The sequence below is a fragment of the Polaribacter sp. HaHaR_3_91 genome, assembly GCF_019278525.1.
GTDB lineage: Bacteria > Bacteroidota > Bacteroidia > Flavobacteriales > Flavobacteriaceae > Polaribacter.
On the sequence record NZ_CP058986.1, the window covers coordinates 1212486 to 1239421 of the forward strand.

The following is a 26936-nucleotide window of genomic DNA, read 5'->3' on the forward strand; positions in this document are numbered from 1 at the left end:
AGAAAAATGACCATTATTGGAGGTTCCTTTGAAATCCCATAGTCATTCGTGGGAATTCTTCTATTTTTTCTTCAATTTTTTTTAAATTAATTTCAGTAATATACTGCCTATGTTTTGCTACTAATAGTTGAGTTCCTAATTCAAAAGAAGAGCCTAAAGAAATATCTAAGAAATGACTGAAAGATTTATTCGTTCTAGAAGAACCTTCAGCAATATTACTTGGCATAGACACAGAACATTTACTTATTTGTGAACTTAAATCATATCTTTCATGCTTTGGAAAGTTTAATAACAAGTCAGAAATATCATTTGTAATCTCTAAACCGAGTTTCCAAATTTTTAAATTCTTGTAATTATGTCTTTGCTTAGCACACATCTATTTATCTCTTATCTTTTTTCTTTGTTCTCTTTTTTATTTTATGAAAGAAATTCAAAAACACCCGCAGCACCTTGTCCTGTACCAACACACATTGTAACCATTCCGTATTTGTTTTTCATATCGCGTTTACGCATTTCATCAAATAACTGCACAGATAATTTTGCTCCTGTACAACCTAAAGGATGTCCTAATGCAATGGCTCCTCCATTAACATTTACAATGTCTTGGTTTAAATCTAATTCACGCATTACTGCTAAAGACTGAGAAGCAAATGCTTCATTCAATTCAATTAGCTCGATATCTTTTTGTTGTAAACCAGCTTGTTTTAAAACTTTAGGGATTGCAGCAACAGGCCCAATTCCCATAATTCTTGGTTCTACACCCGCAGCAGCATAATTTACTACTCTTGCAATTGGTTCTAGATTTAATTCTTTCACCATTTCTTCACTCATTACCATAACAAAAGCAGCACCATCACTCATTTGTGATGAGTTACCTGCAGTTACACTTCCACCAGCAGCAAAAACCGGACGTAATTTATTTAAAATAGCTGTTGAGGTTCCTGCTCTTGGACCTTCATCTTTATTTACGGTATATTTTTTTGTAGCTTTCTTTCCGTTTGCATCTAAATAAGTTTCTTCAACTTCTATAGGTACAATTTGGTCTTGAAAACGGTTTTCTGCTTGCGCTTTTAAAGCTTTCATATGAGAATTAAATGCAAATTCATCCTGATCTTCTCTAGAAACTTTAAATTGGTTTGCAACTGCTTCAGCCGTGTTTCCCATTCCCCAATAATAATCTGCATGACCAGATTTAATGGTGTCATAATTCAATTCTGGTTTAAAACCTGTCATTGGAACCGAACTCATGCTTTCTGCACCTCCGGCAATAATACAACTCGCCATTCCTGCATTAATTTTAGCTGCTGCCATGGCAATTGTTTCTAATCCTGAAGAACAGAAACGGTTTACAGTTACACCAGGCACATCCACAGAGTTTAATCCTATTAAAGAAATAAATCGTGCCATGTTTAATCCTTGTGCTCCTTCTGGCATTGCATTACCAACCATAACATCATCGATGCGCTTTACATCTAAATTTGGAATTTCTTTCATCATGTGCTGAATGGTTTCTGCACCTAATTCGTCTGCTCGTTTAAAGCGAAAAACACCTTTTGGAGCCTTTGCAACGGCAGTTCTATATGCTTTTACTATATATGCTTGTTTTGTCATTAGTATTAAGATTTTAGTATAAAGAATTAAGATTTGGTTAATGATTTTTGAAGAGAAAAATTCATTCTTGTTACTTCAAGTATTTCATTAATAATAGGCCTTACATTTTCTTCAGTAATTAAATTTAATCTTTTTGATAAATATAATTGAGTTAATAATTCATAAGAAGAACCATTTGCAATTCCTAGAAACTGCTTAAATTCTCCATTTGTATTTCTTCCAGCTCCTTCAGAAATATTTGAAGGTATAGAAACTGCACTTCTTCGAAGTTGAGATGTTAATCCGTATTTTTCTTCTTTAGGAAAATTTTCAGAAGCGATATAACATTTCTCTGTTATATCCATTGCTTTCTGCCATATTTTTAAATCTTCAAATCTGTGCATAATAATAGTATTTCGATTTTAGTATTAAGTATTATTCTGTGAAATCATTTTGTTAAAGTTGCTCAATCTTAATACTGTATACTTAGTACTTAATTCCTAAGAGGTTTCCCCGTTTTTAACATCGCTTGAATTCTCTCTAACGTTTTTCTTTCCGTACAAAGTGATAAAAACGCTTCTCTCTCTAAATCTAATAGATACTGTTCTGTAACTAAAGTAGGTTCAGATAAATCTCCTCCTGCCATAACATAGGCAAGTTTATTGGCAATTTTCATGTCATGTTCAGAAATATACTTAGAATGTTCCATAGAATCTGTTCCTACTAAAAACATACCTAAAGCTTGTTTTCCTAAAACTTTTACATCTGTTCGTTTAACAGGTTGAGTATAACCACTTTCTGCCATTAATTTAGCGTGTGCTTTTGCAGTTGCTATTTGTCTGTCTTTATTAACAACGATTACATCTTTTCCTTTTTGAAGTAAGCCTAAATCGAATGCTTCATACGCAGAAGTAGATACTTTTGCCATACCGATGGTTAAGAAATTTTCTTGTAAAATGTTTAGCTCAACATCTCCTTTTTGAAAAGAATCAGATGCTCTTAAAGCCATTTCTTTAGAGCCACCACCACCAGGAATTACACCAACTCCAAATTCGACTAATCCCATATAGGTTTCTGCTGCTGCCACAACTTTATCTGCATGTAAAGAGATTTCACAACCACCACCTAAAGCCATTCCGTGCGGAGCAGAAATAGTTGGTATAGATGAATAACGCATACGCATCATGGTATCTTGAAAATATTTAATGGCATAATTTAATTCATCATATTCTTGCTCCACAGCCATCATAAAAATCATACCAATGTTTGCCCCAACAGAAAAGTTTGCTGCTTGGTTACCAACCACCAAACCTTGAAAATCTTTTTCTGCTAAATCTATTCCTTTATTAATTCCGGCTAAAACATCACCACCAATGGTATTCATTTTAGATTGGAATTCTATATTTAAAATTCCGTCTCCAATATCTTCTATAACAACACCAGAGTTTTTAAAAACTTCGTTTGATTTTCTAATGTTATCTAAAATAATAAAACCATCTTGACCCGGTTTTTTAGTTTGAGATTTAGAAGGAATATCATAAAAATAAGTTGCGCCTTCTTTTACTGTATAGAATGATGAAACTCCACTTGCTAACATTTCTGTTACCCAAGTTGCAGGTTCTGCTCCTTCAGCTTTCATTAGCTCAATTCCTTTTTCTACACCAATTGCATCCCAAATTTCGAAAGGACCATTTTCCCAACCAAAACCAGCTTTCATTGCATCATCAATCCTGTAGAGTTCATCAGAAATTTCTGGAATTCTATTTTGAACGTACGCAAACATTGCAGAAAAGTTCTTTCTGTAAAATTCACCCGCTTTGTCTTTTCCTCCAACTAATATTTTGAAACGGTCAATTGGCTTATCAATCGTTTTCGTAAGTTCTAAAGTTGCAAATTTTGCTCTTTTAGAAGAACGATATTCTAAAGTATCTAAGTCTAAGGTTAAAATTTCTTTTTTACCTTCAGCATTTACTGTTTTTTTATAGAAACCTTGTCCCGTTTTACTTCCCAACCATTTGTTTTCCATCATAGTGTTGATGAAATCTGGAAGTTTAAATAGATCATGAGCTTCATCATCAGGACAGTTTTCATAAATTCCGTTAGCAACGTGTACCAAAGTATCTAAACCAACAACATCCACAGTTCTAAAAGTAGCAGATTTTGGTCTACCAATAACCGGTCCTGTTAATTTATCAACTTCTTCAACAGTTAAGCCTAATTCCTTTACTTGATGGAATAAAGATTGAATACCGAAAATTCCAATTCTATTCCCAATAAAAGCAGGAGTATCTTTTGCTAAAACAGAAGTTTTACCTAAAAATTTTTCTCCGTACATCATTAAGAAATCAGTAACTTCTTGTTTACAATCTGGACCAGGAACAACTTCAAAAAGTTTTAAATATCTTGGAGGATTAAAAAAGTGAGTAACCGCAAAATGCTTTTGGAAATCTTCACTTCTTCCTTCATTCATGAATTTTATAGGAATACCAGAAGTATTAGAAGAAATAATAGTACCTGGTTTTCTGTATTTTTCTAGTTTTTCAAAAACTATTTTTTTAATGTCTAGTCTTTCTACAACAACCTCCATAATCCAATCTACATCAGCAATTTTTGCAATATCATCATCTAGATTACCTGTGGTAATTCTGTTTGCAAATTTTTGATTATAAATAGGAGATGGTTTAGATTTTAGGGAAGCTGTGAGTGCATCATTTACTAAACGATTTCTTACAACTTTGTCTTCGAGGGTTAGTCCTTTAGCTTTTTCTTTGTCGTTTAATTCTCTTGGTACAATGTCCAATAAAAGAACTTCAACTCCAATGTTTGCAAAATGACAAGCAATTCCGCTTCCCATAATTCCAGAGCCAATGATTGCTACTTTTTTAATTCTTCTAGTCATTTGTTTTTAAAATTTTTTGACGTATGATTTAAAAAGAAATAAGATGTAAGACTTTTGTTTTCAGTCTAATTATCTCAGGTCATTCAGTCTTTAGTCAATTTTGTTATACTGCTTTATTTTTGTTGGCATTTTCGTAAATATCTTTGTCTGCAATTAGTTTGTTAATGGTAGATGTTACTTTAAAAAATCCTGCTAAATCTTCTTCAGAAACATTTTCCATTACGGTTTCATTAAACTGTATTACATACGCTTTAGATATTTTACGCATTTCTTTGCCATACTCAGTTAATTTGATGATGACACTTCTACCGTCATCTGGGTTTTTCTCTCTAGAAATAGCACCTTTATCTTCCATCGTTTTTAATATTCTAGAAAGACTTGTAGGTTCCATTCCCATTAAAGGGCCTAAAGCTGTAGATGGTGTTCCGTTTAGCTTGTCTATATTTAATAAAACAAATGCGGTAGCCATTGTACTATCATGTTTTACGGCCTGCTCGTTATACACTTTAGCTACTGCTTGCCAAGTTGCTCTGAGCTCATGATCTATTGATTTTAATTTATTCATTATGTCAAATATATAAAAATTTATTATGCATGCATAGTAAATTTGTAAAAAGTTATGCGTGCATAGTAAATTTTAACAAATAATTTAGCGTTTTTAAGGCCAGAAACTTATGTTTCTTAAGTTACATTTTATAATTATTATCTAAAAGGAGGCCTTTTGTTTTAATTAATTGAAGTCTTTTTAAATTATATTGTAACGTTTTACCAAGTTTTTATACTAATCTTTTTAAAATATGTAAGTTTGTGATTACTGAGAACTTTCAGAAAAAAATTATTAAGAGGCAATGAAAAATTTATTAGAAGTTAATAATGTTGTGAAAAATTATGGTGATTTTAGAGCATTAAATGATGTTTCATTACATATACCTAAAGGATGTGTTTTTGGATTATTAGGTCCAAATGGAGCAGGAAAAACATCTTTAATTAGAATTATAAATCAAATAACAATGCCAGATAGCGGATCTATTATTTTAGATGGAGAAGTATTGGCACCGCATCATACAGCACAAATTGGTTATTTACCAGAAGAACGTGGTTTGTATAAATCTATGAAAGTAGGGGAGCAAGCCTTGTATTTAGCACAATTGAAAGGATTGAGTAAAGCCGAAGCGAAAAAACGTTTAAAATATTGGTTTGATAAATTTGATATTTCTGCTTGGTGGAATAAGAAAATTGAAGAGCTTTCTAAGGGAATGGCACAAAAAGTTCAATTTATTGTTACGGTAATGCACAATCCTAAATTATTAATTTTTGATGAACCTTTTTCTGGGTTTGATCCTATAAACGCGCAATTAATTGCCAAAGAAATTTTACAACTTCGTGACGAAGGTGCAACCATCATTTTTTCGACCCACAGAATGGAATCTGTAGAAGAAATGTGCGATGAAATTGCTTTGATAGATAAATCGAACAAAATTTTAGACGGTAAGTTAGACGATATCAAGCGTCAATTTAGAACACATACGTTTCAAGTTGGCCTGCATACGGAGCATCCTAAAGAAGTAGAAGCGAAATTAAAAGAGAATTTTGAGGTTTTTCCATCAAACTTTAAATTATTGAATGATAGTTTAACCATGAATATAAAATTAACAGAAGGGAATTCTGCAAACGATTTGTTATCATTTTTAACAAGTAAAGGAGAAGTACAGCATTTTGTAGAATTGATACCAAGTGCAAATGATATTTTTATTCAGGCAATAAATAAAAACAGTTAAGAAAATGAGCAAGTTAAAATTAATAATAGAACGCGAGTTCATAGCAAAGGTTCGTAATAAATCATTTATAATGATGACTTTTTTAAGTCCGTTATTGATGATTGGTATGGGAGCTTTGGTTTATTTTCTGATGCAAAAAAATGATGAGAAGGTTAAAGAAATTGTTTATGTAGATAATTCTGGAATGTTCTCTAAAGAAGATTTTAAAGATTCTAAAACCATTCATTATACAGATTATACTGCTTTAGGAATTGAAGAAACAAAGAAAAAAGTAGAAGAAGGTAACTATTACGGAGCATTAATTATCCCAAAACAAGATAGTTTAGAGTTATTGGCAAAATCTATAGAATTTTATTCTACAGATTCCCCAGGAATGTCTGTAATGAGTTCTATGGAAAATAAGATTGAAACTAAAATTAGGCACCTAAAACTGAATAATTTTGGTATTGATATAGAGAAAATAGAAGCTTCTAAAATTAATACAGATATTAAAATGTATAATTTTTCTGGTGAAGAATCATCCAAATTAATAAACGGATTAAAAATTGGTGTTGGTGCCATTGCTGGTTATTTATTAATGATGTTTGTAATGATTTATGGTACTTCGGTAATGCGAAGTGTTATTGAAGAAAAAACAAGTAGAATTATAGAAATTATTGTTTCGTCTGTAAAACCATTCCAACTGATGTTGGGTAAAATTTTAGGAAATGCCTCTGCAGGTTTATTGCAGTTTCTAATATGGGGAATTATACTTTTTGTGATTTCTATAGTAGCGTCTTCTGTATTTGGAGTAGATATGGTAGAAATGCAATCTGCAAGAGTACCTGCAGAACAAATGGAAGCTGTAAATCAAGCAACAGCTGGAGATAAAGGTCAGATGATTGTACAGGAAATTTTGAAACTACCAATTTTAAAAATGTTTGTTTTATTTATTTTTTACTTCCTAGGTGGTTTTATGCTGTATAGTTCTTTATTTGCAGCTGTTGGTGCCGCGGTAGATAATGAAACGGATACACAACAATTTATGATGCCAATAATGTTACCTCTTATTTTAGGAGTTTATGTTGGTTTCGCAACTGTAATAAATGATCCTCATGGTTCTATTGCTGTGTTGTTTTCTCACATTCCGTTTACAAGCCCTATTGTAATGTTAATGAGAGTTCCTTTTGGAGTTTCTTGGTATGAATTGGTTATATCTATGGCATTATTAATGGTTACTTTTGTATTTATGGTTTGGTTAGCGGCTAAAATTTATAGAGTAGGTATTTTAATGTATGGTAAAAAGCCAACTTATAAAGATTTATATAAATGGTTAAAATATAAAGGGTAATACTAATTTTAATGAGAGAAATTCTAGATTTATTAAACAAAAACTACGAAATTACCAATGCTTTTAGTTTAAGTATTATGGATGTTATTGTTTTGACAATTACTTTAGCAATAGCATACACGGTGCTTAAATTGTTCAAAAAATTTGTTAATAGAAAATTACAGCCAGAGAATGAATTAAAAGTACGAAGTATTTTTTCTTATTTAAGTTGGATCATCTATGTAGTTATTTTTTTAGTAACTATGAGTAAAATGGGGGTAAACTTAACGGCTCTTTTTGCTGCATCTGCAGCACTTTTAATTGGTGTTGGTTTAGCTTTACAAACGTTGTTTCAAGATATTATTTCTGGGGTATTTATAATGATAGATAAATCTGTTCGTGCTGGGGATATTATTGAACTAGAGGGAAAGGTTGGTAGAGTAGAGGAGATAAAATTAAGAACCACAAGAGCAGTCACTTTAAATAATAAAGTATTGATAATTCCTAATCATTTATATTTAACCAACAGTTTGTATAATTGGACGCAAAACGGAAATACAACAAGAGAATCTGTAAAAGTTGGTGTTGCTTATGGTAGCGATGTACAGTTGGTAAAAGAGTTATTAATTAAAGCGGCAAAATCTCACCCAAGTGTTTTAATAAATCCACCAGTTTCTGTTCTTTTTGAAGATTTTGGAGATAGCTCTTTAAATTTTAAAGTAGTATTTACGCTCTCAGATAGTTTTAAAGCACAATTTCCACAAAGTGATATTCGTTTTGAAATTGATAGATTATTCAGAGAACATAAAATTTCAATTCCATTCCCTCAGAGAGATCTACATATTTATTCTAATGCGCAAGAATTGGTTAAATAAGAATTAAAATGAAGAGGTATATAATTGTTTTAGTATTATTTGTTAGTTTATCAACAAATGCACAGTTAACAGATTTAGCAAGAGTAGAATATTCTTTTATTCCTAAAAAAAAATCTGATGATCAATATACTAGAATTAGAGCGCTTTTTAATTATCCTATAAAAATAAAAGAAGATAGTTATTTAATAATTGGTTCAGAATTTAATAGGATATTTTTAAATTTAAAAGATGAATACCCTTTTGATACATCGTTATTAGAGAATATTAATGTTATTGATTTAAATTTAGCATACACTCATAAAATGAGCGATCATTGGAGAGTTGCTTATAGCTTTACACCTAGATTAGCAGCAACCTTAACCAAAAAAATAACGAGCGAAGATTTTTTTATTAACGGAGGTCTTTTTTTTATAAAAGATAGAACAAAAGATAAAAGTGTAATAAAACCATATCGTTTAACTTTGGGTTTAACATATAATACAACTGCGGGTATTCCTTTTCCGTTACCTTTAATAAATTATTTTAGGCAAGTAAACGAGAAATGGTCTTATACAGTTGGTGTGCCTAAAATGAATTTAAAATATAAAATAAACCCAGTAAACAGTTTACAATCTTTTGTTGGTTTAGATGGTTATTTTGCACATTTAAAGACGCCAATAATTATGGATAATAAAGAAGCCGACAATATATCTTTATCTGTATTGGTGGCAGGTTTGGGCTATGACTATCAACTTACAAAGCACTTAGTTCTGTTTGCATATAGTGGTTACACTGTTAGGTTGAGTAATGTTTTAAGAGATAAAGACAGAAAGCATGTATATACTTTAGATAAAGTAAATGCGTTTTATTTAAGAACAGGTATTAAATTTAAAATATAATGTCAAAGATTTTAATTATAGAAGATGAAGCCGCAATTAGAAGGGTTTTAACAAAAATTATTTCTGAAGAAAATGAATCCTATGATGTAGAAGAAGCAGAAGACGGTTTGTTAGGAATAGAAATGATTATGAATAACGATTATGATTTGGTTTTATGTGATATTAAAATGCCGAAAATGGATGGTGTTGAGGTATTAGAAAAAGCCAAGAAAATAAAACCAGAAATTCCTATTGTTATGATTTCTGGCCACGGAGATTTAGACACTGCGGTAAATACAATGCGTTTAGGCGCTTTCGATTATATTTCTAAACCACCAGATTTAAACAGACTTTTAAATACAGTTAGAAATGCTTTGGATAAAAAAGTTTTGACTGTAGAAAATAAAAGACTAAAGAAAAAAGTAAGTAAAAACTACGAAATGATTGGTGAAAGTGCTGAAATTTCTCAAATAAAAGAGATGATTGAAAAAGTAGCGCCTACAGATGCAAGAGTTTTAGTAACCGGACCTAACGGAACAGGAAAAGAATTGGTTGCACATTGGTTGCACGAAAAATCAGATAGATCTAAAGCGTCTTTAATTGAGGTAAACTGTGCTGCAATTCCATCAGAATTAATAGAAAGCGAGTTGTTTGGTCATGTTAAAGGTTCTTTTACAGGAGCAAATAAAGACAGAGCAGGTAAATTTGAAGCAGCAAACGGAGGTACTATTTTCTTGGATGAAATAGGAGATATGAGTTTGTCTGCACAAGCAAAAGTTTTACGTGCTTTGCAAGAAAATAAAATTCAGCGTGTTGGTTCGGATAGAGATATTAAGGTTAATGTTAGAATTGTTGCAGCGACTAATAAAAACCTTAAAGTTGAAATAGAAGAAGGTCGATTTAGGGAAGATTTATACCACAGGTTAGCGGTTATTTTAATTCAAGTTCCGTCCTTAAATGATAGAAGAGAAGACATTCCGTTATTGGTAGATTTCTTTACTGGAAAAATATCTGTAGAACAAGGAACGCCTAAAAAATCATTTTCATCGGATGCAATAAAACTGTTGCAAGAATATGATTGGACGGGAAACATCCGTGAATTAAGAAATGTAGTAGAACGTTTAATTATTTTGGGAGAAAAAGAAGTCTCTGCAAACGATATTAAAATGTTTGCAAGTAAGTAGCTTCTTTTGAATCTAATAAACTAATAATTTCTGTAAAATTTTTAGCTTTTGCAGTATCTAAAGCAGATTTGTTTTCTTTATCTTTAAGAGATAAATCTGCATTTTGTTCCAATAAGAATGCCACCATCTTTGGTTGATTATACATAGTCGCAAAAATTAAAGGAGTGTAACCAAGGTTGTTTTGTGTATTTATATTTGCATTATTCTTTAAAAGAAGTTTTGCAATATCAACATTGCCTTTAAAAGCGACACCCAATAAAGCGGTGTTTCCTTTAGCGTCTCTATGATTTACATTTGCTTTGTGATTTATTAAAGTTTCTGCAATTTCTATTTTATCAAAATAGGTAGCAAAAACTAAAGGTGTAAAACCTCTTTTATCTTGTGCGTTTGCCAATTTTGGAAACCTTTTTAAAAGTGTTTCTATTACATTGATATTTACAGATTGAATTGCTTCAAAAAAAGTATTTAAGATATTCATAAGTAGGGTATTTATTAAAAGAAGCTGTTCAAAAAGGATTAAATCTTGTCATACTGAACTTATTTCAGTATATCAACTTGCTGAAAATGAATCTTCATAAGAATCTGAAATAAAATCAGATTGACAAAAAAAAATACTTTTTAGACAGCCTCTTTTTTTAATTATTTATTTGTTATCAAATCGATCAGCATTCATCACTTTTGTCCAAGCTTTTACAAATGCATTTACAAATTTTTCTTTATTATCATCTTGCGCATATACTTCTGCGTAAGAACGTAAAATTGAATTAGAACCAAATACCAAGTCTACACTTGTTGCAGACCATTTAAAAGCATCTGTTTTACGGTCTCTAATTTCATACAAACCTTCACCAACAGAATTCCAAGTATTTCCCATATCTGTTAAGTTTACAAAGAAATCATTTGTTAAGGCACCTTCATTATTTGTAAAAACTCCATGTTTCGTTCCTCCGTAGTTAGTCCCTAAAACTCTCATACCTCCAATTAAAATTGTCATTTCTGGAGCTGTTAAACCTAAAAGTTGTGTTTTATCTAACATCATCTCTTCTGGACTAACAATATATTCTTGTTTTAACCAGTTTCTGTATCCATCTGCAACTGGTTCTAAAGGCTCAAAAGAAGCTGCATCTGTCATTTCATCGGTAGCATCTCCACGTCCAGCAGTAAAAGGAACAGTTGTATTAAAACCAGCTTTTTTAATTGCTTTTTCTACACCAACATTACCTGCTAAAACAATGGTATCTGCAATACTAATTCCAAATTCTGTTGCAATAGGAGTTAGAATATCTAATACTTTGTTTAATCTCTCTGGTTCGTTACCAACCCAATCTTTTTGAGGAGCTAAACGAATACGAGCACCATTTGCTCCTCCACGCATATCAGAACCTCTATAAGTTCTTGCACTATCCCAAGCGGTAGAAACTAATTCTGCAACTGTTAAATCTGTATTAGAAATTTTTTCTTTAACAAGGTTTACGTCATATTCTTTATTTCCTGTAGGAATTGGATCTTGCCAAATTAAATCTTCAGTAGGTACATCTGGACCATAATATCTAACTTTTGGCCCCATATCTCTGTGTGTTAATTTAAACCAAGCACGTGCAAAAGTTTCAGAAAAATATTGGTGGTCTTTGCTGAATTTCTCACAGATTTTACGATAGATAGGATCTACTTTCATGGCCATATCTGCATCTGTCATCATAGGGTTCAAACGAATAGAAGGGGCTTCTACATCTACAGGTTTGTCTTCTTCTTTAATGTTGATTGGTGCCCACTGTGTAGCTCCTGCAGGACTTTTTGTTAATTCCCATTCATAACCAAATAAAAGATCGAAAAATCCATTATCCCATTTTGTAGGCTCTGTTGTCCATGCTCCTTCTATACCACTTGTTACAGTGTCTCTACCAACTCCAGTTCCGGTAGGATTAGACCAGCCAAAACCTTGGTTTTCAATAGGAGCAGCCTCTGGTTCTGGTCCTAAAATACTTGCATCTCCATTTCCGTGTGCTTTTCCAACGGTATGACCACCTGCAGTTAATGCAGCAGTTTCTTCATCGTCCATTGCCATACGAGCAAAAGTTTCTCTAATGTGTAAAGCGGTTTTTGCAGGATCAGATTTACCGTTAACTCCTTCTGGATTTACATAAATTAATCCCATTTGTACGGCTGCTAATGGGTTTTCCATTGTGCTAGCGTCCTCTACATCATTATAACGCTCATCACTTGGAGCTAACCATTCTTTTTCATTACCCCAATAGGTATCTTTTTCTGGTTGCCAAATATCGGTTCTACCAAATGCAAAACCATAGGTTTTTAATCCCATAGATTCATAAGCGATGGTACCCGCTAAAATGATTAAATCTGCCCAACTTAATTTATCTCCATATTTTTTCTTAATTGGCCAAAGTAAACGTCTTGCCTTGTCTAAACTAGCATTGTCTGGCCAAGAATTTAAAGGAGCAAAACGTTGGTTTCCGGTTCCACCACCACCACGTCCATCACTAACTCTATAAGATCCTGCAGAGTGCCATGACAAACGAATCATCAATCCTCCATAGTGCCCCCAATCTGCTGGCCACCAATCTTGACTATCTGTCATTAGTTTGGTTACATCTTCTTTTAAAGCCTCAACATTTAAGCTTTTAAGGGCTTCATGATAATTAAATTCTTCACCAAGTGGATTTACTTTTGTGTCATGCTGGTGTAAAATATCTAAATTTAAAGAATTTGGCCACCAATCATTATTAGTTTCATTTGTTGTGTTTCCTCCGTGAAATGGACATTGTGAAATGTCTCCAGAACCATGTTTTAAGTTTTCCATTATATATGTTTTAAATTTTATGTTTTAATTTTTGACAAAACTACAACTTGTTTTTAGATAATTTTTATCTATTGTTTTTATTTTAGAATAGTTAAAAACTATTTTAGTAATAGTTTTTAAAAATACGAATTTTATTAATAGTGAAAATTTATTTAGTTGTTCTTTATGTATAGTTAAAAGCTATAGCAATATTGAAACTAACCATTAAAATACTATATTTTTTTTTGCTTTATTTTTATCTTTGCGTCAGTAATAAATAGAACATTAATAATTATAAAACTTATATAGAATGGCAACAGCAGTTGGAAAAAAATTCCCAGATTTAAACGTAGACGCAATGAATGAAATGGGCGATACATTTAAAGTGAATGTATTGGAAGAAGCGGTTAATAATAACAAGAAAGTAGTGTTATTTTGGTACCCAAAAGACTTTACATTTGTATGTCCTACAGAATTACATGCTTTTCAAGCAGCTTTAGGTGAATTTGAAAAAAGAAATACTATTGTTATTGGTGCTTCTTGTGATACTCCAGAAGTTCATTTTGCATGGTTAAGTCAAGCAAAAGACAACGGAGGTATCGAAGGTGTTACATACCCACTTTTAGCAGATAGTAATAGAAATTTATCCTCAATTTTAGGTATTTTAGATATCACTAACGAAACTTTTGATGAAGCTACACAAACTATACAAGTAGAAGGAGATAATGTAACTTATAGAGCTACTTATATTATAGATGAAGAGGGTGTTGTACAACACGAAAGTATTAATAACATGCCTTTAGGTAGAAATGTTGGTGAATATTTACGTTTAATAGATGCTTTAACGCATGTACAAGAAAAAGGTGAAGTTTGTCCTGCAAACTGGGAAGAAGGAAAGGATGCTATGTCTCCAGATGCAAAAGGAACAGCAGCTTATTTAGCTTCTCACTAAAAACTAATTATAAATTAAGGATTGCGGATTTTTTAATCCGTAGTTCTTAATTTTAAATTCATAATTAAAATGGTACAAGAATTAACAGAAGATAATTTACAAGAAATTGTAAATGGAAACGATAAAGTAGTTGTACAATATTCTGCAACATGGTGTGGAAATTGTAGAATTATGAAACCAAAGTTTAAAAAGTTAGCTTCAGAAAATGGAAATGTAACTTTTGTGATTGCAGATGCAGAAAAATTTCCTGAAAGTAGAAAATTAGCAGATGTAAGTAACTTGCCAACTTTTGCAACTTTTGAAGGTGGTAGTTTAAAAAATCAAACACAAACAAACAAGTTTGATGTGTTGAAAGAATTAGTAAACGAAGTAATTTAATTAGATTATGAAGTTACCTGTAATTAAACATCTTACTAATTTTATCGAAGAAAACGATCAAGATTATGTGCTAGAAACTATTGAAACTCTAGAAGCTTTAACGGAAGTTCCGTCTTTAAAAGACGAAGAATTAGATGTTATTGGAGAATTAATTTCTAATATGTATGGTGCTCTTGAAGTTGATAAAATGGTAAAAGATGGAACACCTAAAAAGGAAGCGTTAAATACTTTTATGAAACGCGTTTTAGGTTCTATAGACCAATAATATATAGAACTGTTTTATATATAATCCTAAGTATTTAACTTGGGATTTTTTTTGTGATAAAATTAGCCATTTCTTCTCCCCAAACTTTATAGGTCAATTCAGACGGATGCACCCCATCGCTAAAGTAAATTTTAGAATTGTTCTTAGATAAAGAGTGCTTTTTACTCCATTTTTTTAGGGTGATGACTTCATTATAGTAAAAAACGTTTTTTCTATCTTGTGTTACATTTTGAAGTCTTTTTCCTAAAATTTCTACCAAATTACCAATTACAAATTTTATAGGTTTTGTAAATGCAGGGAATTCTTTAATAGGAGGCATGTTTGTAAAGAATAGAGGAGTGCTAGGAAATTTGTTTTGTAATAAATTGATGAGGTTTTCTATTGAATCAGCCCATTTTTTTGGAGAATTTAAGGTAAAAGCATCATTACCTCCCATACCTATAACAATAATATCTGTAGATGTTTCTTCAATTTTAGGAATAATTTTTTTACAGACTTGTGCTACAGTATAACCACTTCTGGCATATACGCGCCAATTTATGTTACTCTTTAAATTGATAGAAAGTGTATTTGATAAAGACCCTGTAAATCCATTTTTATGATGGCCTACACCAACGCCTGCAATAGTGCTCTCTCCAATAGAAAGTATATTTAGCGTTTTATTAAAATTACCATTTATAAAACCTTTTGGTTCTTTGGCCTCTGGAAGTTTTGGGACCTTTTTTCGAATGTTTTTTCCTTGGAAATATAAGAAGGGTAATAATGGCACGGAAACTATTGCACCAAAAAAGTATTTTACTTTATTCATCATCCTTTTTGGCATCATTTACTTTTTTAATGATAGCTTTTAAACGTTCTCTATTTAACTGTTTTTCTAACTTCACCTTATTAATTTTCTGATTCATCAATTTAGTGTGTTTTGCTTTATTAACGGAATTTTTAGCTTTTCCTTTCCCTTTTTTTGGCATGTTATTAAATTATAAGGTGTATTATTTTCTGCGGAATAACCACCAATTCATATCTCGACTTAATTTAAAACCTAATTTCTCATATAGTGAAATTGCGGTGTTTCCTTTATTGGTATGCAATATAGGAAGTTTTTTTTCTTTTAAAATTTCTTTAGTTGTATGATGAATTAATTGTTTTGCAAATCCTTTTCTAGTATAATCTGGATGTGTAACTACAGAACTAATTTCAATAAAATCATCAGTTTGCATTCGTTGTCCTGTAATAGCAACTAATTTGTCGTCTTTAAAAATACCAAAGAACTTACCCATTTCAAAGCCTTTCTTTTGATAAAAACCAGGCATTACTAACCAAATTAAATCATATACTTCGTCTATGTGTTCTTGTGTTAATAAAACAATATCTTCTGTAATTTCTACAGATATAAGGTTCTCTAATACCATCTGGCATCCGTTTATTTTTTTCTCAAGAACTACATACTTGTCATCTACTGTAGGAGTGCCTTTTTCTGAAACTAAAAAGAATTTTTCTGCAATTTTAGAATGGGCTGTTAATGCATTTGCTGTTTTCCCAGAGTCAAAAAAAGAGCCAAAAGAACAGGTGTTTGGCTGATAAAATTGTACGCCATCATACTTTATTAAAGAGGTATTGTGGGTTTCATTTAATGAATACCAGACAGGGTTTTTTAGTTTTTGTTCTAAGTCTTTCATCAGAAATAAATATATTGAAAAAAGCTCACAATTTGCGAGCTTTTTTTTCTTGTTTCGCGTTTTTAAAAAGTATTATAATTCTTTCTTAAATAGTTTAGAACTCTCTGAAAATTGAGTTAAAATTATTTTAGCATCTCCATATAGTTCTGTTTTGCTTTTATCTGAAGCTTCTATAGTAATACTTTCTGATGCATTTATAGTAATAGCAGCTGAATCTTTTATAATGCTTTTACAAGTAGTAACATTTAATTTTTCTCCATTTAACGCTGAATTTTCTAATGTAATCGCATTAAATAAATTAGCAGTTCCTTCAATATTTAAGCCAGAATTACCAATCATTCTTGTGTTTAAATTTTCTGCTTTAAGAACCATGTCTACCTTGCAAGATTCACTTAAATCTAGATCTACATCTTTACTTTCTACATCTAACTTACTTTTAGATCTAAATTGAATTCTAGATTTATTATTATTAAAGAGCTTAAAAATATCAGATTTTATCTTTAAATCAGCTATTCCATAATCATTTATTTTAAGTGACATAGAAGTTGTTTTTATGGTGCCTAAAGATTCTATTTCTGCATCATTATTTAAAATTATTTCCTTTAATGCATTTTTATAATTTACTGAAATATTTAACTTTTTTGCTTTTAATTTTTTGTCAGTAGCTATTGTTAAAACAGAATCCGTAACGTTAAAAATAATATGCTCGTGTAGGTTTTTATCGGTTTCTATCTCTATAGATGAAGATATATTAGAGACTACTAGCTCTACTTTAAAATCATTATTTATGATCACACTATGAAAAGGAGCTAGATCTGTTTTTATCTTTGATATTAATCTATTTCCTTTTATTTTTTCCTGACTAAAGGTGCTGTTAAATAAAGCGAATACGAATACTAATAATAATGTAGTTTTTTTTGTCATAATTGTTATTGTTATAAAAACTAAAAACCATTTCAAAAAATATTGAAATGGTTTTTATTATAAAATTTAAGGTAAACCTTAAGCCAACATTGTAACCGGGTTTTCAATAAATGTTTTTAATGTTTGTAAAAATTGAGCTCCAACAGCACCATCTACAGTTCTGTGATCTGATGTTAAAGTCAAATTCATTGTATTACCTACAACTATTTGTCCGTCTTTTACAACTGGTTTTTGTACAATTGCGCCAACAGATAAAATTGCTGAGTTAGGTTGGTTGATGATAGAGTTAAAACTACCAATACCAAACATGCCTAAGTTAGAAACGGTAAAAGTACTTCCTTGCATTTCTGCAGGGGTTAATTTTTTATTTCTAGCTTTCCCTGCTAAATCTCTTACACCAGCACCAATTTGAGTTAAACTCAATCCGTCTGTATGTTTAATTACAGGTACTAATAAACCATCATCTACAGCTACAGCAACACCTACATGAATATGACTGTGGTAAATTGTATTTGCCTCAGACCAAGAAGTGTTTACTTGTGGATGTTTTTTTAACGCCATTGCACATGCCTTAACTACCATATCGTTAAAAGATACTTTAGTGTCTGGAATTGCATTTATTATTTTTCTAGATGCCATTGCATTGTCCATATCAACTTCAATATTTAAACTGAAATCTGGAGCAGAGAATTTAGAGTTACCTAAAGACTTAGCTATTGCTTTACGCATTTGAGAATTCTTAACTTCTTCTGAGTTTTCTACACCAGCAGCAGCAACATTTGCAGCGGCAGGAGTAGCTTCAACTTTAGCAGCAGGAGTATAGTTTTCTATATCTTTTTTAATGATTCTTCCGTTTTCACCAGAACCACTAACATCTGCTAAATTAATACCTTTATCAGAAGCAATCTTCTTTGCTAAAGGAGATGCAAAAATACGACCGTTAGAAGTATTTGAAGTAGAAACAGTTTTAGTTTCTTCCACTTTTGCAGCTGGTTTTGTAGCAGCAGCTTCAGCTTTTTCAGGAGCTTTAGCAGTAGCTGGTTTTTCTTCAGTAGGAGCAGATGCAGCACCACCATTGGCAACTATTGCAGAAACATCTGTTCCGGCAGGGCCAATAATAGTTAATAAGCTATCTACAGGAGCAGTTTCTCCTTCTTGTACACCAATGTATAAGATAGTTCCTTCATAGAAACATTCAAATTCCATTGTTGCTTTATCTGTTTCAATTTCAGCAAGCATATCACCTTCAGAAACTTCGTCTCCAACTTTCTTTAACCATGTTGCAATGGTACCATCAGTCATTGTATCGCTTAAACGAGGCATTGTAATTACTTGCACTCCTTCTGGAATTGTAACTGAATTACTAGCAGTTGTTTCTGTACTAGTTTCTTCTTTTACTTCTTCGGTAGTTGCTTTTTCCTTTGCTGGTTCTGATTCATCACCATTTATAATTGCAGAAATGTCTTCACCTTCTTCACCAATAACAGCTAATAAAACATCAACAGGAGAAGTTTCTCCTTCTTGAATACCAATATATAAAAGAGTTCCTTCATGGAAGGACTCAAATTCCATTGTAGCTTTGTCTGTTTCAATTTCGGCTAATATATCACCTTCTTCAATTTTATCTCCAACACTTTTTAACCATTTTGCCACAACACCTTCTTCCATGGTGTCACTTAGTCTGGGCATATTTATTATTGTAGCCATATCTTAACTTATAAAAGGATAATCTTCTTGTTCATAAACCATATCGTACATCTGTTGAGGTTCTGGATAAGGAGAATCTTCTGCAAATTGCTCACATTCTTTAACCTTCACTTTTACCTCTTTATCAACAGCAGCTAATTCTTCTGCAGTAGCATATCCTTTTTCTAAAATAACATCTTTTACTTGTGTAATAGGATCTATTTTTTTGTATTCTTCTACTTCGTCTTTAGTTCTATAGTGTTGTGCATCAGACATAGAGTGACCTCTATATCTATATGTTTTCATTTCTAGGAAAGTTGGTCCATCACCACGTCTCGCTCTATCTAAAGCTTCGTCTATAGCTTCTGCAACTTTAATTGGGTTCATTGCATCTACTGGTCCACAAGGCATTTCGTATCCTAAACCAAGTTTCCAAATATCTGTATGGTTTGCAGTTCTTTCTACAGAAGTACCCATTGCATACCCATTGTTTTCACAAATAAAAATTACAGGTAATTTCCATAACATAGCTAAATTAAAAGCTTCATGTAATGAACCTTGTCTTGCAGCACCATCTCCAAAACAGGTTAATGTTACACCACCAGTATTATTATATTTATCACCAAAAGCAAGACCTGCACCTAAAGGAATTTGACCTCCAACGATACCATGACCACCATAAAAACGGAATTCTTTTGAAAAAATATGCATAGAACCACCCATTCCTTTAGACGTTCCGGTTGCCTTTCCGTATAATTCTGCCATTACACGTTTAGGATCTTCTCCCATACCAATCGGTTGTACGTGATTTCTATAAGCCGTAATCATTTTGTCTTTAGATAAGTCCATTGCATGTAATGCACCTGCTAAAATTGCCTCTTGCCCATTATATAAGTGCAAGAAACCTCTAACTTTTTGTTGAATGTAAACAGAAGCAAGTTTGTCTTCGAACTTACGCCAAAAAAGCATGTCTTTGTACCAATCTAAATAGGTTTGTTTGGTGATTTCTTTCATTTTTAGTGATATTGTTTGTTTTAAGACTATTAAAATTTACTTTTTTAATAACCAGTTACAAAAATAACTGTTTTTGATAGAATAAAAAAACTAGATTAGTTTAAAATAAAACAAAATATTTTAAGAGTATTATTTGTCTTTAGCTATTACTATCGTGGCTTTAGCGCCAGTTGCCAAGTTCCATTCATTAGAAGATAGTAGTGTACCTTCATCATTATATACCTTAAAAGCGGCTGTATTTGGCCCAGATGTACCTTGATTTAGAGCTTTAAAGGCAATCTTATTAATACCTATTTCTAAAGGGATGTTAAACTTTTGATAGCTTCGTTTTAATGTAATGTTATGTACTACGGGTATGTCATTCACAAATATGGTAACCATGTCTCCGTCAGGGTATTGGAAATCTCTGCAAATGATATTAACACTTTTAGAATCTGTTCTAAAACTACCTAGATCTTGGTCTATTACAGGATAAATATATTGTCCGTTTACTTTTTTAAATGCTTTTAAAAAACGCTCTTCTCTTTGCTTTTCTTGTGTTATAATACCTTTATTATTAAGGTCATTTTCTTCCTTTTGCTTTTTTAATTTAGCATTTTCTTTATCAAAAGCATTTTTAAAACCATTATTTCCATCTAATTCTAATGCCTTTGGTTTTGTTACTTCTTTAGAATTATTTAAAACAATGCCTTTAACTTTACCTTTTTCTTTGCTTCCTGAATTAGAATCTAACTGTGCAGATAGTTGTAAAACAGAGAATAATGAAATAGTAAAAAAAAGAAGTAAGTTTATATTTGTTTTCATTTATAGGACTTTCAGGCAATTGTGCAAATATAATGCCGATTTTCAGTGAGGCTGTTTCTATTTTGTTAAAACTTCTTACTCTATCGGGAAATTGAAGTATGTTTTAGGAAAAGGTTCGTTTCTTAAAGTAAAATGCCACCATTCGTTTTTATAAGGTCTAAAATTATTTTTTGACATTAAGTTACGGAGTAACAATCTGTTTTTTTGTTGTTCTGGAGTGATGTTTTTTGGTAGATAATGAGACTTTATACCAAAAAAGTCAAATGGGCTGCCCATATCTAATTCTTTACCTGTTTTAATATCTACAATTGTTAAATCTACAGTACTTCCTCTTGAGTGTCCAGATCTAGAGGCAATGTATCCTCTTTTAAATAATTCTGATTTCGGTACATCTGGGTAATAGGCCTTTTTCATTAATGTATCATCTAAAACCTTTGCCCAGCGTACAAAATGGTTTACTGCTTGTTGCGGCCTGTATGAATCAAATATTTTAAGACTGAATCCTTCTTTTTGAAGGCTCTTTTGTACTTTAGTTAAAGCATCAGCGGAAGCTTTAGTAACTATTATACAGTTTTTATGATAGCCATCAATTGGTTTTCCTATAAAGTTATTATCGCTTAGATAGCGCAATTCTTTTTGAATTGTTTTATCAATATCAGATAAATAGACAAAACCCTCAGGAAGAATTTGTCCGAAGGAAAAAAGAGAAATAAAGAATATAAAAAAGGCAAGTGTTTTTTTCATGAAGTAAAAATAAACAAAAAGTCAATAGTAAACTTTTAGAATTGTTTTATATCAGAAAATAAAATCATTGAAATCTATAGTGATTAAAAAAAAGGCTAATTTTGTACCTAATAAATGAATTAAATGAAGCAAACTACAAATACAATTTTAATGATTCGTCCTGTTAGTTTTAGGATGAATGAGCAAACTGCTGTAAATAATTACTATCAACATAATATTGATAATGCATTACCAGCTACCATTAATACAAAAGCGCAGAACGAATTTGATACTTTTGTGGAGAAATTACGTGGTTTTGGTATTGGTGTAATTGTTGTTTCTGATACAAAGGAAGTGGATACACCAGATGCTGTTTTTCCAAATAATTGGATCTCTTTTCATGAGGATGGTACCGTTGCTATTTACCCAATGTTTGCAGAAAATAGGCGTTTAGAAAGACGTGAAGATGTTTTAGAACAGATAGAAAAAGAAGGCTTTTTAATAGAGAATATTGTTGATTATACTTCTGCAGAAGACGAAGGTGTTTTTTTAGAAGGAACGGGTAGTATTTGTTTAGATAGAGGGAATAACAAGGCATATTGTGCACTTTCGCCGAGAGCAGATGAAGAGTTGTTTATAGAGTTTTGTGAAGATTTTGAATATACACCAGTTGTTTTTACGGCAAATCAAACAGTAGACGGTAAAAGAGCGGCAATATACCACACCAATGTTATGATGTGTGTTGGAGAAACTTTGGCTATTATCTGTTTGGCTTCTATTGATGATAAATCTGAGCGCAAAAATGTATTGAAGCATTTAAAAGAAGATGGTAAAAAAGTAATTGACATTACAGAAAAACAGGTTACTAACTTTGCTGGGAATATGTTAGAAGTTAGAGGTAAAGATGATGAACGTTTTTTAGTAATGAGTCAAGCTGCTTTTAATAGTTTAACGCAATCTCAAAAATCACAAATTAACAATCATTGTAAAATTATTTCTAGTCCTTTAGATACTATTGAGTTTTGTGGTGGAGGTAGTGCGCGTTGTATGATGGCAGAAGTTTTTTTGCCTAAAAAATAAAGTTAGCGAATAATTAATCACAAAAATACAAGGCAAACGCAAGGTTGGTAAAGGGATTATAAAAATATTCTTTTCAAAACTTTGCGTTTGTTTTATTTTATAAAAAAAAATATATAAATTTCTCCATGCATTTACTTCTTCTTGCTATCGCTCCTGCAACCATTATTATTCTATATATTTATTTTAAAGATAAGTTTGAAAAAGAGCCTATTCCTTTTTTATTTAAAAACTTTCTTTTAGGTGCAACGGCAAGTGTGCTAATTACGGTAATTCTTGGTGGTTTTGCAGATAGATTGCTGCCTGTTACTAATGTAACTAATATATTTCAACAATTTGTAAAGGCTTTTATAGTAGTTGCCTTGGTAGAAGAGTTTTCTAAATATGTAATTGTAAAATATTATGCACAGAGAAATAAAGAATACAACGAGCCTTTTGATGGTATTGTCTATGCAGTAATGGTTTCTATGGGCTTTGCTACCTTAGAAAATGTTTTGTATGTTTTTCAACACGGAGTGTCTACTGGAATATTAAGAGCATTTACTGCGGTTCCAGCACATGCAACATTTGCCATTTTAATGGGATACTTTATGGGGAAAGCAAAGTTTTCTAAAAATAGAATAGTTTCAAATTTAACAGGTTTGTTATTTGCAACGCTGTTTCACGGTGCATATGATTTTTTTCTGTTCATCAATTTTATACCGGGAATTTTTATAGGTGCATTTATTTCTTTAGGAATAGGAATCCTACTATCTAAGAAAGCGATAAAAAGACATCAAGATAATTCTGTATTTAAATTTTTAATCAAAAAGAAACCCCAAAACTAAGTCTTGGGGTTTTCTAATAACTTATTCCTGTTAGAAAGGATTATAAAATAGAACTTATTTTTCTAAAACTTCATCAACTACAACTCCGTTTGTTCCGTTTGGCGACTCTATATTTAATAGATTTGCAATAGTTGGCGCAATATCTGTAATGTTGTATCTTTTTGATGATGAACCTTGTTTTATTCCGTTTCCATAGAAAATAATCGGTACATGTGTGTCATAAGAATATCCAGACCCATGACTTGTACCTGTTCTTCCTCCGGTTAAAGTAGCCGGATTAGGAATCATTAAAACATCTCCAGATAATTTTTGATTATACCCGTTTTGAAGCGAATTCAATATTCCAGAAGAGAAATGTGTTGTTTGCAAAGTTCTTGCGGTTACTGCTTTGTAGATTCCGTCAAAATTAATTACTTCATCAGCTAATTTTTGAGCAACGTTATTCACCTCTAAACCTAAAGATTCTACTTTATCTTTATCTAAGAATATTTGATAATTAGAAACGTTTTCAATTAAATCTACAGAATTAAAATATTTTTTAGTGGTTTCTAAAATAAACTCTTTAAATTTTGTCATCTTTAAATAGTGAGCAGGTATTTTTAAAGATTGTAAATAAGCTGGTACATGCACTGCTGCATGATCTGCAGTTAAAAATAAGGTGTAATTATCTTTTCCAACTTGTTGGTCTAAAAATTGAAATAAATTAGCCAAATCTTTATCTAAGCGCAAATAGGTGTCTTCTGTTTCTATGGCAGCAACTCCGTATTTATGACCAATATAATCTGTAGAAGAATAACTAACCGCTAAAAAGTCTGTGTGTTCACCTTTACCTAAGTTTTCACCTATAATAGCAGCTTTGGCAAAATCTGTTGTATAAGTATTACCTGCTGGTACTGTTTTTATCAAATCGAAATTACCATTTTTAGAGCGCAATGCTTTTAAGTCTTTCGGAAAAGTTGGTGCTTCCTGTCCTTTTAATTTACCTTCATAAATATTATCGTCAACTCTACTGTTTGTGTATGTTTTAATATCGTAAAGTGTTTCCCAAGGTGTATTTAGGTATTTATCTGCGTTATTATTTCCATTAAAATCTTTTACCCATTTAGGCAATTCATTCATATAATATGTACTAGTAATCCAAGTGTTAAAATTACCACCATCATACCAATAAGCTGCATTTGCAGAATGGCCAGCAGGTAAGATTGCAGATCTATCTTTTATAGAAACTCCAATAGTTTTACCAAACATATTTTGAGCCAAATGTAATTGATCTGTTATAGTTGATGTAAAAAGTCTTTTTGGAGATTTTTGCCCATATTTACCCTCGTTTCCAACAGTTTTGTAATTGTTGTCATCTACACAGTAAATAGATTCTTTTTGATATTTGTCATACCAGTTGTTAGAGATAATTCCGTGTTCACTTGGTGTTGTTCCTGTGTAAATAGAGGTGTGCCCAACGGCTGTATAGGTTGGTATGTAGTTATAATGAGCATTTTCTAAAGAAAACCCTTCTTGTAAAATTCTATTAAATCCATCTTTTCCATATCTATCGGAAAACCTTGTTAAATAATCATATCTCATTTGGTCAATAACAATACCAACCACCAATTTTGGTTTTTTATTTTGTGATGTTAGTTTGTTGTTTCCTAAACAAATAAATAGGCAGATGAAGCTGAAAAGTAATTTGAATTTCATAAGTACATATATAAATTATGAGTCAAAAGTAATTATTTTTTGTTTTGATTTGGTCAATTTAACGGACTATTAATGATAATTTAATACTTTAGCATAAAATTAAAATGAATGGGTTACCTAGAACATGTTGGTAAATATTTTATGATGTTAGGGCGTGTTTTTAAAAAACCGCAAAAAGGAAAAGTTTTTTACGAAGCTTTGATAAAAGAGATTGATGAATTAGGCTTAAAATCTTTAGGGATTATTATGTTTATTTCCTTTTTTATTGGAGGTGTAATTGCCTTGCAAACGGCTTTAAATTTAGACAATCCTTTTATTCCAAAATCTTTAATAGGTTTTGCAGCTAAGCGTTCTATTATTTTAGAATTTGCTCCTACTTTTTGTTCCATTATTTTAGCAGGTAAGGTAGGTTCTTATATAACTTCTAGTATCGGTACTATGCGAGTTACAGAACAAATTGATGCATTAGAGGTAATGGGTATAAATGCTTTAAGTCATTTAGTATTGCCTAAAGTGATTGCAACAGTTTTCTTTTATCCTTTTTTAATCTCATTGGGGATGTTCTTAGGTATTTTAGGAGGATGGGTTACAGGTGTTTTATCGGGTCTTTTTTCTGGAGCAAATTATATAGAAGGTATTCAAACAGATTTTGATCCTTTTTTATTATCGTACGCAATTATTAAAACCTTAATTTTTGCATTTCTAATATCTACAGTGCCTTCTTATCATGGTTATTATGTAAAAGGAGGATCTATAGCGGTTGGTAAAGCAAGTACGCAAGCTGTAGTTTGGACGACTATTTTAATTGTAATAGCGAATTATTTTTTAACTCAAATGCTTTTAACCTAAAATATGATTGAAGTAGATAATTTACATAAAGGTTTTGGAGATGTAAAAGTATTAAAAGGTATAACAGCTACTTTTCTTCCTGGTGAAACCAGTTTAATAATTGGTCAAAGTGGTTCTGGTAAAACAGTATTTATAAAATCTTTAATAGGTTTACACACACCAGAAGAAGGTTCTATTTCTTTTGATGGTAGAATAAATACAAAATTTACTGAAAATGAAAAACAGCAATGGAGACAAGAAATTGGTATGGTTTTTCAAGGAAGTGCCTTGTTCGATTCTCAAACGGTAGAAGATAATGTAATGTTTCCGTTAAAAATGTTTACAGATAAATCTCACGCAGAAATGCTAGAACGCGTAAACTTTGTTTTAAATAGGGTTAATTTAGAAAACTCTAATAAAAAATTACCAGCAGAGCTTTCTGGAGGAATGCAAAAAAGAGTTGCCATTGCCAGAGCAATTGTTATGAACCCTAAATACCTTTTTTGTGATGAACCAAACTCTGGTTTAGATCCAAGAACTGCAATTGTAATAGATAACTTAATTCAAGAAATTACGGATGAATATAAAATTACAACCGTAATTAATACACATGACATGAATTCTGTGATGGAAATTGGAGAAAAAATAATTTTTTTAAAGGAAGGTCGAAAAGCTTGGGAAGGTACCAGTGAAGATATATTTAAAACTGACAATGAGGCTGTTGTAGACTTTGTGTATTCTTCTAATTTATTTAAAAAAGTAAGAGAAGCATATTTAAATGAAAAAAAATATAAATAG

At 31.4% G+C, this 26936-nt stretch carries 28 protein-coding genes; 12 read left to right on the forward strand and 16 right to left on the reverse strand.

Annotated features, from left to right (window positions below; genetic code table 11):
• Positions 1–13 precede the first annotated feature (13 nt).
• From H0I27_RS04960 to H0I27_RS04980, 5 genes are all read right to left on the reverse strand, one after another.
• On the reverse strand, positions 14–376 hold the full coding sequence (locus tag H0I27_RS04960; RefSeq protein WP_218732778.1) for a four helix bundle protein: 363 nt from the start codon (positions 374–376) through the stop codon (positions 14–16).
• Between the two features lie 41 nt (positions 377–417).
• The gene (locus H0I27_RS04965; RefSeq protein ID WP_218732779.1) at positions 418–1611 is read right to left on the reverse strand and encodes an acetyl-CoA C-acyltransferase; all 1194 of its coding nucleotides are present in this window, start codon (positions 1609–1611) and stop codon (positions 418–420) included.
• A 26-nt stretch (positions 1612–1637) separates the two neighbouring features.
• The gene (locus tag H0I27_RS04970; RefSeq protein ID WP_068450537.1) at positions 1638–1994 is read right to left on the reverse strand and encodes a four helix bundle protein; all 357 of its coding nucleotides are present in this window, start codon (positions 1992–1994) and stop codon (positions 1638–1640) included.
• A gap of 89 nt (positions 1995–2083) precedes the next feature.
• A complete protein-coding gene (locus H0I27_RS04975) occupies positions 2084–4489 on the reverse strand; it encodes a 3-hydroxyacyl-CoA dehydrogenase/enoyl-CoA hydratase family protein (protein WP_218732780.1) in 2406 nt (801 codons plus the stop codon).
• 103 nt (positions 4490–4592) lie between these two features.
• A complete protein-coding gene (locus tag H0I27_RS04980; RefSeq protein ID WP_208888610.1) occupies positions 4593–5054 on the reverse strand; it encodes a MarR family winged helix-turn-helix transcriptional regulator in 462 nt (153 codons plus the stop codon).
• Between the two features lie 283 nt (positions 5055–5337).
• Between H0I27_RS04980 and H0I27_RS04985 the strand changes: the two genes are divergently transcribed.
• The 5 genes from H0I27_RS04985 to H0I27_RS05005 are packed head-to-tail and all read left to right on the forward strand — an operon-like array spanning position 5338 to position 10492.
• Positions 5338–6267: an ABC transporter ATP-binding protein gene (locus H0I27_RS04985; RefSeq protein WP_218732781.1), complete on the forward strand. Its 930-nt coding sequence runs from the start codon at positions 5338–5340 to the stop codon at positions 6265–6267.
• Between the two features lie 4 nt (positions 6268–6271).
• Positions 6272–7597, forward strand: a complete 1326-nt coding sequence (locus H0I27_RS04990; protein WP_218732782.1) for an ABC transporter permease — start codon at positions 6272–6274, stop codon at positions 7595–7597.
• Positions 7598–7608: 11 nt separating this feature from the next.
• Entirely contained in the window at positions 7609–8451 is an 843-nt protein-coding gene (locus tag H0I27_RS04995) for a mechanosensitive ion channel family protein (RefSeq protein ID WP_218732783.1), read from the forward strand.
• Positions 8452–8459: 8 nt separating this feature from the next.
• Positions 8460–9329 (forward strand): DUF6268 family outer membrane beta-barrel protein, encoded by an 870-nt coding sequence (locus tag H0I27_RS05000; RefSeq protein ID WP_218732784.1) that lies wholly within the window; start codon positions 8460–8462, stop codon positions 9327–9329.
• Entirely contained in the window at positions 9329–10492 is a 1164-nt protein-coding gene (locus tag H0I27_RS05005) for a sigma-54 dependent transcriptional regulator (RefSeq protein WP_218732785.1), read from the forward strand. The genes H0I27_RS05000 and H0I27_RS05005 overlap by 1 nt, the downstream gene beginning before the upstream one ends.
• Here H0I27_RS05005 and H0I27_RS05010 read toward each other — a convergent pair.
• The gene (locus H0I27_RS05010) at positions 10470–10970 is read right to left on the reverse strand and encodes an ankyrin repeat domain-containing protein (RefSeq protein WP_218732786.1); all 501 of its coding nucleotides are present in this window, start codon (positions 10968–10970) and stop codon (positions 10470–10472) included. The two genes, H0I27_RS05005 and H0I27_RS05010, sit on opposite strands and share 23 nt — an antisense overlap.
• 165 nt (positions 10971–11135) lie before the next feature.
• Positions 11136–13310 (reverse strand): catalase/peroxidase HPI, encoded by a 2175-nt coding sequence (gene katG / locus H0I27_RS05015; RefSeq protein ID WP_218732787.1) that lies wholly within the window; start codon positions 13308–13310, stop codon positions 11136–11138.
• Between the two features lie 289 nt (positions 13311–13599).
• On the opposite strand from katG, the gene H0I27_RS05020 reads away from it, so the two are divergent.
• The 3 genes from H0I27_RS05020 (at position 13600) to H0I27_RS05030 (ending at position 14884) form a co-directional block, all read left to right on the forward strand.
• A complete protein-coding gene (locus H0I27_RS05020) occupies positions 13600–14241 on the forward strand; it encodes a peroxiredoxin (protein WP_165732922.1) in 642 nt (213 codons plus the stop codon).
• 69 nt (positions 14242–14310) lie between these two features.
• Positions 14311–14619 carry a co-chaperone YbbN gene (locus tag H0I27_RS05025; RefSeq protein WP_218732788.1) on the forward strand — a complete coding sequence of 103 codons (309 nt, stop codon included), beginning with the start codon at positions 14311–14313 and terminating at the stop codon, positions 14617–14619.
• A gap of 7 nt (positions 14620–14626) precedes the next feature.
• Positions 14627–14884, forward strand: a complete 258-nt coding sequence (locus tag H0I27_RS05030) for a hypothetical protein (protein ID WP_068450561.1) — start codon at positions 14627–14629, stop codon at positions 14882–14884.
• A 34-nt stretch (positions 14885–14918) separates the two neighbouring features.
• On the opposite strand, the gene H0I27_RS05035 is transcribed toward H0I27_RS05030, so the two are convergent.
• The 8 genes from H0I27_RS05035 to H0I27_RS05070 all read right to left on the reverse strand — a co-directional run bounded on the left by H0I27_RS05035 (position 14919) and on the right by H0I27_RS05070 (position 21732).
• Entirely contained in the window at positions 14919–15695 is a 777-nt protein-coding gene (locus tag H0I27_RS05035) for an SGNH/GDSL hydrolase family protein (RefSeq protein ID WP_254713145.1), read from the reverse strand.
• Positions 15685–15852 carry a hypothetical protein gene (locus tag H0I27_RS05040; RefSeq protein ID WP_165732919.1) on the reverse strand — a complete coding sequence of 56 codons (168 nt, stop codon included), beginning with the start codon at positions 15850–15852 and terminating at the stop codon, positions 15685–15687. The genes H0I27_RS05035 and H0I27_RS05040 overlap by 11 nt, the downstream gene beginning before the upstream one ends.
• Before the next feature lie 21 nt (positions 15853–15873).
• Complete coding sequence (locus H0I27_RS05045) at positions 15874–16560, reverse strand: GNAT family N-acetyltransferase (RefSeq protein ID WP_218732789.1); 687 nt, start codon at positions 16558–16560, stop codon at positions 15874–15876.
• Positions 16561–16632: 72 nt separating this feature from the next.
• Positions 16633–17484 carry a DUF2807 domain-containing protein gene (locus tag H0I27_RS05050; protein WP_218732790.1) on the reverse strand — a complete coding sequence of 284 codons (852 nt, stop codon included), beginning with the start codon at positions 17482–17484 and terminating at the stop codon, positions 16633–16635.
• A 78-nt stretch (positions 17485–17562) separates the two neighbouring features.
• Positions 17563–19191: a pyruvate dehydrogenase complex dihydrolipoamide acetyltransferase gene (locus H0I27_RS05055; RefSeq protein ID WP_218732791.1), complete on the reverse strand. Its 1629-nt coding sequence runs from the start codon at positions 19189–19191 to the stop codon at positions 17563–17565.
• A gap of 3 nt (positions 19192–19194) precedes the next feature.
• Positions 19195–20184, reverse strand: a complete 990-nt coding sequence (pdhA, locus tag H0I27_RS05060; protein ID WP_218732792.1) for a pyruvate dehydrogenase (acetyl-transferring) E1 component subunit alpha — start codon at positions 20182–20184, stop codon at positions 19195–19197.
• Positions 20185–20313: 129 nt separating this feature from the next.
• Positions 20314–20988, reverse strand: coding sequence for a hypothetical protein (locus H0I27_RS05065; protein WP_254713146.1), 675 nt, complete (start codon positions 20986–20988; stop codon positions 20314–20316).
• Between the two features lie 75 nt (positions 20989–21063).
• Positions 21064–21732, reverse strand: a complete 669-nt coding sequence (locus H0I27_RS05070) for a M15 family metallopeptidase (protein WP_218732793.1) — start codon at positions 21730–21732, stop codon at positions 21064–21066.
• A gap of 123 nt (positions 21733–21855) precedes the next feature.
• Here H0I27_RS05070 and ctlX point away from each other — a divergent pair, with 123 nt between their 5' ends.
• Both ctlX and H0I27_RS05080 read left to right on the forward strand, forming a co-directional pair.
• Complete coding sequence (ctlX, locus tag H0I27_RS05075; RefSeq protein WP_218732794.1) at positions 21856–22791, forward strand: citrulline utilization hydrolase CtlX; 936 nt, start codon at positions 21856–21858, stop codon at positions 22789–22791.
• A gap of 125 nt (positions 22792–22916) precedes the next feature.
• Positions 22917–23615, forward strand: coding sequence for a PrsW family intramembrane metalloprotease (locus tag H0I27_RS05080; RefSeq protein ID WP_218732795.1), 699 nt, complete (start codon positions 22917–22919; stop codon positions 23613–23615).
• 54 nt (positions 23616–23669) lie between these two features.
• Here H0I27_RS05080 and pafA read toward each other — a convergent pair whose 3' ends face one another.
• Positions 23670–25310, reverse strand: coding sequence for an alkaline phosphatase PafA (gene pafA, locus H0I27_RS05085; protein ID WP_218732796.1), 1641 nt, complete (start codon positions 25308–25310; stop codon positions 23670–23672).
• Positions 25311–25418: 108 nt separating this feature from the next.
• On the opposite strand from pafA, the gene H0I27_RS05090 reads away from it, so the two are divergent.
• The gene (locus H0I27_RS05090) at positions 25419–26159 is read left to right on the forward strand and encodes an ABC transporter permease (protein ID WP_165732910.1); all 741 of its coding nucleotides are present in this window, start codon (positions 25419–25421) and stop codon (positions 26157–26159) included.
• 3 nt (positions 26160–26162) lie between these two features.
• Positions 26163–26936: an ABC transporter ATP-binding protein gene (locus H0I27_RS05095; protein WP_218732797.1), complete on the forward strand. Its 774-nt coding sequence runs from the start codon at positions 26163–26165 to the stop codon at positions 26934–26936.